13 protein-coding genes are annotated in these 13,351 nt (G+C 44.3%); 4 read left to right on the plus strand and 9 right to left on the minus strand.

Annotated elements, in window-relative coordinates; translation table 11 throughout:
- Positions 1 to 420 precede the first annotated feature (420 nt).
- From JW881_07695 to JW881_07710, 4 genes are all read right to left on the minus strand, one after another.
- The gene (locus tag JW881_07695; protein ID MBN1697381.1) at positions 421 to 915 is read right to left on the minus strand and encodes a hypothetical protein; all 495 of its coding nucleotides are present in this window, start codon (positions 913 to 915) and stop codon (positions 421 to 423) included.
- Between the two features lie 36 nt (positions 916 to 951).
- A complete protein-coding gene (locus JW881_07700; GenBank protein ID MBN1697382.1) occupies positions 952 to 1,683 on the minus strand; it encodes a helix-turn-helix domain-containing protein in 732 nt (243 codons plus the stop codon).
- 208 nt (positions 1,684 to 1,891) lie between these two features.
- Positions 1,892 to 2,275, minus strand: a complete 384-nt coding sequence (locus JW881_07705) for a DUF3795 domain-containing protein (GenBank protein MBN1697383.1) — start codon at positions 2,273 to 2,275, stop codon at positions 1,892 to 1,894.
- A 234-nt stretch (positions 2,276 to 2,509) separates the two neighbouring features.
- Entirely contained in the window at positions 2,510 to 4,072 is a 1,563-nt protein-coding gene (locus JW881_07710) for a hypothetical protein (protein ID MBN1697384.1), read from the minus strand.
- A gap of 528 nt (positions 4,073 to 4,600) precedes the next feature.
- Here JW881_07710 and JW881_07715 point away from each other — a divergent pair.
- Positions 4,601 to 5,620: a redoxin domain-containing protein gene (locus tag JW881_07715; protein MBN1697385.1), complete on the plus strand. Its 1,020-nt coding sequence runs from the start codon at positions 4,601 to 4,603 to the stop codon at positions 5,618 to 5,620.
- A 15-nt stretch (positions 5,621 to 5,635) separates the two neighbouring features.
- Here JW881_07715 and JW881_07720 read toward each other — a convergent pair whose 3' ends face one another.
- Entirely contained in the window at positions 5,636 to 6,673 is a 1,038-nt protein-coding gene (locus tag JW881_07720; GenBank protein MBN1697386.1) for a DUF1573 domain-containing protein, read from the minus strand.
- A 615-nt stretch (positions 6,674 to 7,288) separates the two neighbouring features.
- On the opposite strand from JW881_07720, the gene JW881_07725 reads away from it, so the two are divergent.
- On the plus strand, positions 7,289 to 8,695 hold the full coding sequence (locus JW881_07725) for a hypothetical protein (protein ID MBN1697387.1): 1,407 nt from the start codon (positions 7,289 to 7,291) through the stop codon (positions 8,693 to 8,695).
- A gap of 166 nt (positions 8,696 to 8,861) precedes the next feature.
- Here JW881_07725 and JW881_07730 read toward each other — a convergent pair whose 3' ends face one another.
- From JW881_07730 to JW881_07740, 3 genes are all read right to left on the minus strand, one after another.
- Positions 8,862 to 9,707 (minus strand): MBL fold metallo-hydrolase, encoded by an 846-nt coding sequence (locus JW881_07730; GenBank protein MBN1697388.1) that lies wholly within the window; start codon positions 9,705 to 9,707, stop codon positions 8,862 to 8,864.
- Between the two features lie 126 nt (positions 9,708 to 9,833).
- Positions 9,834 to 10,115 carry a hypothetical protein gene (locus JW881_07735; GenBank protein ID MBN1697389.1) on the minus strand — a complete coding sequence of 94 codons (282 nt, stop codon included), beginning with the start codon at positions 10,113 to 10,115 and terminating at the stop codon, positions 9,834 to 9,836.
- Positions 10,116 to 10,205: 90 nt separating this feature from the next.
- Positions 10,206 to 11,888 (minus strand): cellulase family glycosylhydrolase, encoded by a 1,683-nt coding sequence (locus tag JW881_07740; protein MBN1697390.1) that lies wholly within the window; start codon positions 11,886 to 11,888, stop codon positions 10,206 to 10,208.
- Positions 11,889 to 12,139: 251 nt separating this feature from the next.
- On the opposite strand from JW881_07740, the gene JW881_07745 reads away from it, so the two are divergent.
- Together JW881_07745 and JW881_07750 are read left to right on the plus strand one after the other, a co-directional pair.
- Complete coding sequence (locus JW881_07745) at positions 12,140 to 12,388, plus strand: transposase (GenBank protein MBN1697391.1); 249 nt, start codon at positions 12,140 to 12,142, stop codon at positions 12,386 to 12,388.
- A gap of 4 nt (positions 12,389 to 12,392) precedes the next feature.
- Entirely contained in the window at positions 12,393 to 12,761 is a 369-nt protein-coding gene (locus tag JW881_07750; protein MBN1697392.1) for a transposase, read from the plus strand.
- Positions 12,762 to 12,770: 9 nt separating this feature from the next.
- On the opposite strand, the gene JW881_07755 is transcribed toward JW881_07750, so the two are convergent.
- Complete coding sequence (locus JW881_07755) at positions 12,771 to 13,157, minus strand: hypothetical protein (GenBank protein ID MBN1697393.1); 387 nt, start codon at positions 13,155 to 13,157, stop codon at positions 12,771 to 12,773.
- Positions 13,158 to 13,351 lie beyond the last annotated feature (194 nt).

The following is a 13,351-nucleotide window of genomic DNA, read 5'->3' on the forward strand; positions in this document are numbered from 1 at the left end:
CGCCGCCGCTGGTCCAGAATGAATAGAAGTAGCCGTCATGGGTGCCTGTCTGGTTTGAGGTGATCGTCTGGGCGCCTGCCGTCACCAGACAAAAACACATTAGCATGGCCAAAAAAATACACTTTTTCATCCGATAATCCTTTCTTTAGCTATAATTTGTCTTATAATCAAAACTATACAGCTTGTTTTAATATATAAACTTCCGCAGTTTCCATTTTAATGGAAACTGAATTATTGTCTTGTAAAAAGAAGCTAAAAAAATTAAAATTTCGATTAAAACGGCTAGAAATTGATTCTGATAGAAGAAGTCGGTATGAAAGCCGTGGCGGGTAAATTGGCGGGAAAATATGGATTCCAGGCCGGGTGTGAAGCAAAACCCCCCATTTTTATCGGCTGCAAAACATGAGATATAGTGTCTTTTTATTGTTTTAATACCATTTTATTTATGATTTCACCGGCTTTTTTCTCGAACTCACTTTCGGCGGTATCTGTTTTTTCAAAATAGACCGACAACAAATAATTTGTCGTGCCAAATATAAAAACAGAAAAATTTCTTTTATTTTCTTCATTACCGATGAATCTAACCATAAAAATGCCATTAATTTCTCCATAATAATTTTCACCGATATTTGATTTCCCGGATTTTTGCATTTCGACTTGTCGATATATTTCTATTAATTTTAATAAGGAATTCTTGATTTCCGCCTCTGATAATTCATTCTTGTAAAAATGTGTTTGAAATATCAATTGTTCATCATTTTTCTGCAGCAATATTGAGTCACCGTTATATCCTTTTTCCCATTCACCATTCAATGTTAATGAAAATACTTTCTCATTTAACGAGGTAACTTCATTCCCGGTGCATGATAAAAGGAATATTAACAGTAATAAAAGAGAAAAAAAATCGATTCTCACCCTTTACCGTACCTCCTCATGAGGGAGCTGTTTTCATTATTCGCCGCTATTTGTTTTGACTTCACATATTTCAATCGGTTCATTGATGCCTTTTAATATTTCCGTTCTTTTATTTATATAATCGGTAAAACCGGCTTCAGAAACCAATTTCAAAGAACTATTTATACCGGTTTCCGACGCCAGCGACACGATTCGAAACGCGGTATTGACTGTTTTTCCGGAAATATCTTTGGAAGCATAATCCTTATGTCCAATAGAACCCACATATATGTTACCGGAATGCAATCCAATCGCCAATTGTTCATTGACGATTTTTTTTGCCGTTATTGATGCCGATATCGATCTTTTTTGGTGATCGGGGCCCGTAAAGAAGGCTAAAGCGCCACCACCCAGATATTTGACCGGAATCCCGTCATATTTTATTATCGATTCCGTTATCTGGTGCAAAAATCCATTAATCCAGAGAGCGGATTCGGGTGCTTCCATGGTTTGTATCTTTTTTGTCAGCCCCATTATCTGGGAAACAAATACCGAAGCTTCTATAGCATCTTTTTCTATATCGTAATATCCTAAAAGCCAGTCCGTCGATACATTCAGTAATTTTGCAAGCGGTACAAGCAGGGAAATATCCGGGGCGTTGATACCTTTCTCCCAATGTGAAACCGCCTGCGGACTTATTTGCAAGGCATTGGCGATTTCGTTTTGTTTGAAACCAAGCTTCTCACGTTGAGATTTTATTCGTTTGCCTATTTCTTCGTTAAAATTCATATATATATAATAAAGGTATAGAGAGAATTCTTCAATCAAGTAGTTATCGATTTATTCAAGAAGCACTTGATAAACAGGTCCGATCGATATAATCACAAGGTGTTCACGGCGGCCGGCGCCACATCGTGGCCCGCCTCCTGCAATCCCCGATAAAGATTGATAGAGGGTTGAACATCTCCCCGGGATCCGATGGGTGCAGCGATTATATTCACTTTTCACGTCCTTTGAGTATCACATCGATGATTTCATCTTCCGTTTCGGGTTTATCATAATCACCGGTCAAGGTGCCTTGATAATGATACATCAACCCGTTTCTCTCATTTTTCTCGAGACACCGTAAAAGGAAATCAGTTCCATATTTTCTGATAAATCCGATAAAAGCTCGTATGCGTTTAGTATTTACCGTACTTTCTTCACATGGAAACGCTTCACATTCCCAACATCCGGCCAATCCTTTTTCTTTACAACAACGAAGGGTATTACACCAGCCTTTATTTTTACATTCCCCGTTCCGGCATCCGGCGCAATGTGAATTTTCACTGCAAACGGCGCATGCAAGACCGCAATATCCGATTCCCTTTTGATTTTCCATATTATTTTTCTTCTATAGCTTTATTCTTGTGGATTCAATTTTTTGATACTTTTTCAATAAATCCCGGTCATAATTCTTTGCATATTTCTTTTCACATGATGAGGAATTGGAGAGTAAAATGAGTCTTTCAGATTATCCGATTTCTGCTTCATCGCTTTTTTTACCGACCGGGGGAATAAGTCCCGGCCAGCCTCCTGGGCCGGCCGGGACGTTTCAAGCATCAACCTGCGGCCTTTAGAACTGAACGCCCGTGTCGATGAAGTAATTCTCAGCCAGACCGGATTCCGACGTTGAAAAGGACGGGATCGCTCCCTCGGCCGTGATGGTGGTACCCGCTCCGTTCGTAAAACGCATGGAAATGGGGAGAGCAAAAGGCCCGGCCCCTTGCGGGATCACCCAGGTGCCGTACCGCTCTTGCGGGCGGTGGGTCGAGTAGTTGGGGTCGCGCACCAATGCCACCCAATCCCCGGCCTCCGTCTGGGCTTCGACGATCGTGACAGATCCGAGGCCTTTGACATTGACGACACTGAGTGCAAACCAATAGTTGCCCGCGCCGCTGTGAAGCCAGACATGTATGTTGCCCACCACGGGGCACGGCACGCGCCGGTATTTGATCGGGATGACGCCGTCAATTATTCCTCCAGTGGCACTGCCCGACTGCAGGCGGGCCATGGCGATACTGCACAAATCGATATGGATGCTCTCATCGGGAAGCGGATCACGTTCCCGCGCAGGATCCAACGACAGCCCGGGGGGAATCTGACAGCCGTATTTGAAATCCTCGACTTCGTAGCAGTGATCCCGCCCCGAACCGCAGCACCATTTCGTATTGGCGGCACAAGGACAGGAGTCGGCGACCGTTGCGATAACAGAGGGCGTATAGCCGGACTCCCCGGATTCGTAATCGGTGCCGTCCTTCTTGGTACGGACGATTTCGAAACACTCGCCGCAGCTCAAGTAGTTGTCGCGTTCACCGGGAAGAGAAGGCCAGAACTGGGTATAGTAGTTGCCCGGAGGCGCCACCCAGTTTCCGCGGAAGGTCGTACCGGAGGGGTCCTTGCAGAGGTCCGGGTAGGCCCTGCAAAAGGCTTCGCATTCCGGATTATAAAATTGTTCGCCGGATTTCATTGCCGTTGTACAGATTCCATACAGTCCGAACGCGCACGCCCCGCCTTTTCCTATCCCGTAGTGCGTCGAACGGGAGTAGTGCCAGGGTTCGCTGCTGCTCACCGAATGGACTTCCGGCCATACACCGGACTTGGACGCCTTGGAACTGATCACCACGCAATTGGCTCCGCTGTTTCCTCCGCAACCGTCGCAGCTTTCCGAGAGCAAGTTATCGCTGCAGTACCGTCCGCAGCACACGTTGTCCTTGAGCACCCAACTGCCGCAATCGTTATCGGCTGGAGCCGGATACGGCGCCTGGGTACGACCGGGATCCGGTGCGTCTGTCGGAGGATTTGTCGTCGTCGGAGGATCTGTCGCCGTCGGGGGATTTGTAGGCCCCGTCGACCCGCAGCCGGGGAATGAGGAAACAAGACCGACGTAATATTGTGCCACCAACAGGGCATCCACAATACTGATATTGCCGTCTCCGCTTACCTCTGCCACAGTGGAATCGAAATTCGTCGGATCCAGCCCCACGTAATACTGGGCGATTAAAAGCGCGTCGACAATATCGATACTTCCGCTTGCATTGACGTCTCCGCATTCTGCAGCGAAAACATTGCCTATGCAGAATAACAGCAGAATGAAAATCATACATGCCGGTTTAGCCTTTACATTTCTCTTTTTCATTTTTTTTCTCCTTTTTTTCAATTATATTTTATTCATCATACATGACTTTATATTTAAACGATTCAGAAGAATTATATTATAGAAAGGTATATGTGTCAATGAAAATTTTTGAAACGTCACTGAGGGCGGAACCTCGTACGGCCCGGAATTTGGAACGCTTTGTGTACTTCACGGGAATTTTCCGATTTGTGAGTGAGGAACAGGCCGTTTTGGTTTGTGCCGGCAGCCGGAATGACGCAGGGGACATGAGGACGGATTGATAACTTTTTTACGATTTTCTCTTTTATAAGGCTTGCAAGGATGTATAACTTTTACTATCATTTGAAAATGCCAAAACAAATAATATTTTTACTTTTATTTTTATTATTGTCGATAATCGTTGGATGTTCGCATGAAAAATATACCCTTTTAGAGAGACAGCTCGGCGAGCTTGAAAAAATGGCGGCCCGGGCATCGGAAATTAAAGATTCTTTGAAGGATAAAAGGGGAAAAGAATACCTGAGCGGGCAAGACAGGTATTATGATATCATGTTCAAAAGAACGGCCAAAGCAATGCAGTATCTGAATAAGGCAGATCCTGAAAATATAGCAACAATAAATGATTTAAAAAATCTCGTACAAATCGCAGAAATTGCACAGGACGAGCGGAAGATCATCGATATTCTGAAAATAATTTTCAATCGATATCCGGACACCAAAATAGACAAGCGGTTGCTTAAATTGTATTTTCCGAATGCATATCTGCTCGAACCGGGGGAAATTGAAAAATATGTGGACATCACCATATTCCTGCCGCATGAGCAGTTGGAATGCTATTATGCGATTGCTTTGGGATTTGCCGAAACGGGAAATATGGGGCAGGCGGAAAAGTATAATGAAAAGGCAAATAATCTTTTAAATCAGCTGCTTTCAGAGCGAATTCAAAGGAATACCATACCTGTCATACGTATCGTCGGCCTAAGGTCCTATATCGAAAATAAACTCGGTCATACTTCCGAAGCATTCAACATCATCAATGACGCAAAAAATGAATTTTCAGACGAATACTCCATAAAGCAGCTCGAGCTTTTTGAGAATCGATTAAAGATTTTGGGAGAAAAGGCTAAATCAATAGAATACCAGTTCTGGGTGGGGACCGAACAACCTGTCGATCTTTCGGCATTGAAAGGAAACGTTATACTCCTGGACTTTTTTACCTGGAACTGTACGGCCTGCAATACCTATTTGCCGTCCCTTTTTGCATTGAAGGAACAATTTAAAAACGACAATTTCAGGATTGTCGGAGTGACACAATACACGGGAAGTTATGAATACGAGCGGGATATTTCCGAACTTCGGGAATACGAATATATAAGGGATCATTATTATCGTAAAAGAAAACTCAAATGGCCCGTGAGCATAACAAGAGATGACTTTATGGATGTCTATGGAATCAGCTCTTATCCCGTCTATATCCTCATCGATACAGAAGGGATCGTAAGGGACGGATATTTCATATCCAATTATGCTTATTTAAAGAAAAAAATAGAATCGTTACTTACAAACTGAAATACATTCCCGCCCCTATATCCCCAGGACCGGGACGCCGAAGACCGGTTCGTCCGGTACGTTCTTTGCCGTGAATTTGACCATAAGTGTGTTGGCCGGGTCGAATGTAAAATCCTTCGGGAACTTCAGTTGAATCGCGTATTTCCTTCCCCTTTCCACTTCTTTGAGACTCACCCCGACCTTGTCGATATTCACGGAAAGACCGGCAATACGCATGTCGGGACCCGGTTCGCATTCGACGTTTATCAGCTGCTCAACCCCTGAAGCGATGTTATCCTTGCTTACGAAGAGCGGATTGGGAAAAACCTTGACCATCGGTTCCATGAAATACGAGAATTGTGTATTGATCTCTGGTAATAGCCGGCTATCGGTTTTTACCACAATAGTTCCCATCACCTCTCCATGCTTGAAGGGGGGGTGTACGGTGACGGCGAGCGTGTACACGAAACCATCTTTCAGCGTCTCTATCCCGGTTTCGACATTGTCGTTCGATACCGTGACATTGGGTATCGTGAGATCATCGGCGGCTTTAACGACGTCGGTTATCCTGATGGGGTCGGGTAAACGATTCGCTATGGTTATCTTCCCTTCGAGCGGCGCGGTTCTGTCGCGCTCGATATTTCCGAAGGAAAGAACCCGCGGAGTCACACTGACCGATATTGTTACCGTCCCTTCGATGGTCAGCACATGGTCGGGATTGCCCGGAATGTTCGTTTTCACAATGACCGACTTTGCCGAATACCCTTCGAAGCCCGTTGTATCCAATGTTACGGGTATCTTCCCGTTTTGCCCGGGTTTGACCTCCTTATCATAAGCGCCTGCGACGGTGCAGCCGCATGTGGGGCGGATCTCCCGCACAATGAGAACCCCTGTCCCATTATTGGTAAACTCGAACGTATGATTTACGGATGTTCCTTCCTGGATCGTGCCGAAATTATATTTATCCGATGTGAATGAAATACCGGGACTTTTTACATTACCCGAGCAACCGCATAAGAAAGCGGCAATCATCAACACCGGCAGACAAACAGGAAATACGTTATTCTTCATCATGTTCTCCATAAATCGCAAATATCTTTTTTTACCGAAAATATTGTAGTCTTGGGGCCGGGCTTTGTCAAGATTAAGAAATACGTCAATTAAATTCCACGGAAAGTGGACGGTTGCCCCGTTATAAAAATCAAATGGATCGGCACTTTCTGCGGCGTGACGGATTCCACTTCTTCTTCCTGTGGCAAATCCGACTCGTCGGGGCGGAGCGCCGTATCAGGTCAAGGTTCCATTTCATCATAACGAACAACCATGACGATTCTTTTTCGAAAATGGGATGCTCGGGCATAGCGGATTGAAGGCGGGTATACGGCCGATAAATGGATTCGCATTTTATTGATTTTTCGTAAAAGAATTATATACTTTTATTCATACGTCGCAGGAGGATAAAATGAAAAGCATTGTTATATGTATTCCGGTCGAAATATCGGTATGATTTTTGCTGGGTTGCTTGTAAATCACGGAGAATACGACGGCGTCTGCTTCTCTTCCAATCCCGGGATCGACGTAATTGACGGAAAGAGTATCCATGGATTCCGTGTGGTTTACCTCAAAGACAAACTATCTTCAAATAAGGTTTTTGGAATATACTGATATTGGGTTAATAAGGGGAAATTAATGAAGAAAACCACAGCGATTATGATAATTTGCACAATACTTGTCGGATGTCCTTCTCCGGATGAGTCTCCTGCAACAATCAGTATAACAAACTCAAATGTGTCTGTTATTTCCGGGACGACCTATCAGTTTAATGCCGATAAACCCGCCGCATGGTCTGTTTCGAGTACGGTGCCCGAGGACGCGGGTTTCATCGATGCCGACGGCTTGTATACGGCCGCCGCATTGCCGACCCTCTCGGATGACAAAGTGACGGTCACCGTAACGGCCGCATTAAAAGAGGATACATCCAGGACCGATACACTCGATTTTACCGTGGAAAAAAGGTATTACAAGGTAGCCGATATCGGTGTCGGCAATGCGTATTTGGTCTGCCTGAATGATAAAATCTACTGTAACGGAACCGGGGCAAACGGCGAGGAACTTTACTGTTTTGACGGAACATCCTTTTATGAGGTCGCGAATGTGGACGATAATGCAGGTACGAGCAGCAGCCCCGAATACCTGACGGTTTTTAACGGTAATATTTATTTCCGCGCCACGGTCTCAGGTGATAGCGAGTTGTACTGTTATAACGGAATCAATGCTTCAATTGTCGAGGATATCTGGGTCGGAGACAGCAGCTATCCGTCTAATTTTTGCGTTTATAACAGCCGGCTTTATTTTAAAGCGAGGAAAGACAACTCATCGGACTATGAGCTTTGGTATTATGACGGAACCAATCCCTGCGTGGAGATCGATATCAGAACAGGAACTTCCGGCAGCGGCCCCACCTATATGTATGTATGGAACGGTAAAATGTATTTTCAGGCATCTGTATCGAACGGCAAGGAACTATGGTATCATGACGGTACCACTCAGGCGGAAATATACGATCTTGATCCCGATGTAGATGATTCTTCTCCTAGTTCGTTCTGCGGTTTCGGTTCATATCTCTATTTTACAGCGAAAGATGAATTCTCGAATTACGAAGTATGGCGGTATGACGGTTCAACGACACCGTTCGAAGAGTTTGAGGTGTATTCAAGCGTCGACCCGGGGTATCCGAAGAGTTATGTGCCTTATAACGGTAACCTTTATCTGTCCGGAAGAAGTACCGCAACGGATTATGAGCTTCACTATCATGACGGCACGACTAATCCCATACAGAAAGCGTTTGATGTTAATCCTTCAGGGGACGGAGAGGTATATGTCCTTGGCGTTTATAAAGACAAGCTGTATTTCCTCGGAAATAATGGCAGCAGCGGACAGGAACTCTTCAGCTGGGATGAGACGGAACTGGTGCTTTACGATATTATTCCGGGCGGTTCGGACAGCATACCGGGAAATCTGATTGAATGCAATGGAAAACTCTATTTTACCATATATGCTACAAATAAGGATCTTTATGTTTTTAATGATTATTGAAAAATTGGTTGTAACAGCAAAAACATCAAGCGAAATGGTTCCTTGAAACAGATCGTCGCCGCTGCATTACTTTTTTACCTCGGCGATAGTGAAGGAAAAATACGGCTTTATCTTGAAGCGGCCGTCGGAAGCTTAGCCTATATGCGATGTTGTACGCGTTGATTTTTCAATCTTCCGTCATTCTTGCTGAAGCAACGACTATTTCTTTTGTGTGATTGATTAACGAAGAATCTCCCGGATTCCCATGGCCGGGTATAACTATTCCGATACGATCAAAACGCTTTTCAAGCTGTAAAAGTGAATTCGCCCATTCATGTAGATTGCCGTCTTCTATAAAGCCGACGTTATCTGCGTCGGATGCGAGTATCATGCAGCCGCCGAAAAGTAAATTCTTACATGGAATGTATACGACTACATTGTCGTAGGTATGCGTGGGACCGGGATAATAAACGATTATTTCTTCCGATCCCAATATGATTTTCTGCTCTTCATTGATGTCAAAAGTATTTGTCGGACAATAGAATCTGAAGTTCATGTAAGTGTCTTTGTATTTTTTATATTCGGGTTTATTAAGCAGTTCTATTATCTTCGACATCGTCGCGGCACTTTTTGTTTTGATGAGTTCGCATGTTAAGCCGGAGCCGTATACAGGTATATCGTTTTTTATTAATTCCCGGTTCCCTCCCAGATTATCAATATGAAATCCCGTATTTATTTCGGTAATTGAATAATTGTTGCCAAACCTGTTTCGAATCCAATCCAGAACCAGGGATGTCGCTTCAGGTGTATATGGCGTATCAATCCATACGATGTTCATTTTATCCAATACAAGCACCAACGAATTGCCCGGCCAGGGAAAACTGTGGGTGATCATAAATACATTATGGTCTATTTCGGTTATTTTAATTTCTTTCGTTAATTGCAGCACGGACATATTATTATTCCCGTCTTTACCCATAACCGGGACTATTGCGACAATAATTAATAGCGTGATTGTCAATGGTTTTTTCATCGTATGCACTCCTGAAAGATTATTACGCAAAACGTTTTAAGACTGCGTGGTGACGGCGCAGGTATTGCGAAAACAATACCCCCAGTAAGTAACAATGCGGCGAAGCCCTCAGCGACGTTATCTTTACTACATTCTCAATACTTCATCGATTTCTTTCCTGTATTTTTTTATAATTTGAATATATTCATCACCGGCAAAAATAATAGTTGCAGAATAATCCAGTTCATTATTATTTTCTTTTATAATAAAATCGTTCGGGAAATCCTTTTTTATTGCTTTATACGTTTCTATCCAATTCTTGACAATATTATCTGATAATATAACATCGATAGTTATGCTTCCGGAACAATTCGTTATGATCAGCAGCATAATCAGGAACGTGATACATGTTACTATATTATTTCTCATGAATTTTCTTCCATTTCAATCAGAGGTAAAACTGCCTTTTACAATCGAATGCAAACAACCCCAAGCAAAATCATTCCGGGGACGTAATAATCAACAGCCGAAAGAACTCAGTAAACCCACATAGTAACGGGCGATCATGAGGGCATCGATTATACTGATACTGCCGTCGCAATCAACGTCAGCATTCCCGGTAATGAAGCCTTCGGGATCAAGCCCCACATAGTATTGGGCCGTCAGGAGGGCGTCGATTATACCGATCACATTATCCCCGTTTACGTCACCTCTTTCCCCCGGGGCCGGTGTCAGTGTCGATACCGGTGTGGGTGGGGGGGGATCCCCGCCTTGATCCCATATTTTATACAACAATTGGAGTTTCTTGTAATCCATGCCTTGCCAGGTACCCCAGCCGCCTTTATTGGAGACGGGGTCATAGGCATGGTGATAGACGCCGCCGGTAAGTTTCTCTTCCGGGTTGATCGACCAGTAGACGGCATCCTGGATTCCTTTCGATATCAGATAGTCTGCGAAAGCATTCTGCCACTGCCAATCCACCGTTTTATCGGGAAGCCATCCCCAGCGGTCCCGTATACACTCCTCGGTTTTGTCGGGCCAATCGGGATTACCGCCGAAGGCCCCGATGACAACGGCATACCCCAATTCCTTCAGGTAACCGAAGTGCTCTTCCCAGCCCTGTTCGAGCAGGTACGGTTCGATCACGATGTCGCATTGATTGGAAGCGGCCTCATCGCCTTCCAAGCCCCCGCACTCCGGCCGGGCCGGGTCCATGAACTGCCTCTGCACGGCCACCGACGGCCCGAAGGTATGCGGACAGTACACCAGCCGGTTCTTCGGCATTGACGGCGGATTGTCGGCCGCTTCGTAAAGGTTCTCGCCCCAGCAGGGGGTCGTCTCCTCCGCCCCATGCGGCGAATCGGCATCCCCATCCCCGTTCGAAGAACCGATTCCCTCGGCGAAGATCAGAATGTTTGGATTCACCTCATCGATAGCCGCGTAGGCTTGATCGATCAACGACCGCCACTCATCCCAGCTATAGTCCCAGGGCTCGTTGAAAATGTCGATGCCCATAATGTTGGTGACGCCGAGTTCCGCCCCCAGTCCCGCGAGTTCACGCAGGTCATCCAGCCATTCCGCTACGCTATAATCGCAGTACAATTCATTCCCCCACTCGTAGTCATAATTGTCCGGTTCCCAGCAGTGTTTGGGAAACGGTTCGGAATCGTTCAGACGACCGGCTTTCCAGCCGACATAGTTGGAGCAGGAATGGAGGTCCAGAAGGACGTATATACCGGCCTCATCCAACAACGAGATAACCGTCTCCATCGCCAGCCGGGCGTTGTCAATGTGCACAGCCGGATCGTTTTTCAAGTACGGTTCCCGGCCCTGCGGATCTTCGGGATCGAGGGTTTGGGGGACTATCGGCAACCTGATCAGGTTAAAGCCCGTTTGCTTGAACTCGGTTATATCCTGTTCGTAGGTGCGGCCGCTCGGATTCCACCAGCAATTGCCTATATACATCTCCATCGGGGCGCCGTTCGGGTTGTTCGGATCGTCGGAGGGCTCTTGCCTTCCTTCGAGTCCGGTCCAGGCTCCGCCCCTTATACGGAATATCCTGCCATCTACGGTAATATTGCCCTGATCATCGACCCGCCACACAGGATCGGTTTGGGCAAAAACCGGGCCCGCTAACATCAGAATCATTCCGAAGACGAGATATATTCGCAGTCGGATTGTGAAAACTTCTTTCTTTTTCATTTTATTCTCCTCAATTCAAATTTATATTTGATATCCCCTGCAAATACCGGAATTTTCTATTTTCCGCCACCCGTGACCAGATTATCTTACAAAGAAAACGATTCGTAAAGTATTTTATATGAAAGTAGAATTTCCGATATCCTTTAATTTTGATTGCTAACCCGGATATGAAGCCTAATCTTTACAAAAAAGCCCCTTCATTGCTATAATCACTTATGAGAAAAGAAATTAAAACCAAAGAAGGGGACAATATGAACAAAACAGAGTGTATACAAAAGTTCCTGGGATTTAAAGAGCTTGGAAGCAGAAAAGTTCAAGGTTCATTTGATGGCGGAACGATAACCTCCGAAGCCGGAGGGCTTTTGTTACGAGAAATCGATAGAGAGAACGGATTCATAGAGGATTTTGCCAAATGTTTTTACGATCATAGGAATCAGAAGAAAATCGAGCATAGCCTTACATCATTGCTTTCGCAAAGAATATTCGGCAAATCGAGTTGAGTACATGGAGGAGAATATTGGTGAACCGACACGATACAAGAAGATTCTCTATGAAGAAGAAGCGATCGACAATTATTGCATAGAGAAGTTTATAGAAAGCAAACAAGGCGAAAAGCCGCAAAAGATAATACTCGATGTCGATGCGACAGACGATCCGTTGCACGGGGAGCAGCAGGGAAGATTTTTTCACGGCTACCATGATTGTTACTGTTATCTGCCGCTGTATATATTTTGTGGTGATGATCTGTTGTGTGCGAAACTGAAAACAGTAAATCTCGATCCCGGTAATGAAGCGACAGGTGACATCCGGCGTGTGGTGAATAAACTGGTAAGCTGGAGCAGACGACGGCCGAAGCCGGCAAGCCGCTGTTGAGCGTCTTTTTTAAAACATGTCTTCTGTTATCTTTAATGTATATTTAATATAATCAGCTTTTTCTACTTTCCAATAGTTATTATCAAACACATCGATTTCAATTAATTTATTACTTTTATAGATTTCTAAAGTCTTAAAAATTGAAGATATTTTAACATTTTCAACAGCTTTAATATTACGCATCATCTCAACAGTTTGAGGTAATATTGTATCGGTTCTTCTTACCTCCTGCCACCCATGAATTGAAGAAGGTTTCATAACTGAAGAGTTAATAATTATTTCTGTTGAACAAGCATTATGAATATAAAATATTGAATCTAAATATTCAGAGTCTTCTGGCATACTCAAGCAGGATATAATACTCAAAGAGATAAACATAAAAATCATTTTTTTCATTTTCTATACTCCTTCCATACTCCCTATTTAAAAATGACGCCCAACGGACACTTTCTATCAATATAAATAACTGGTTGTAATACTTTTTTAGAAGAACTGAGTAGTCTGAAAGAAAGCGGAATGTATGTATTGCCGTCACTCCAGCCTAATGTTAATTTCGTAAATCCTTTTTTAAACGTGTTATCCGTATGATC

It is taken from the genome of Spirochaetales bacterium, from assembly GCA_016930085.1.
GTDB lineage: Bacteria > Spirochaetota > Spirochaetia > SZUA-6 > JAFGRV01 > JAFGHO01.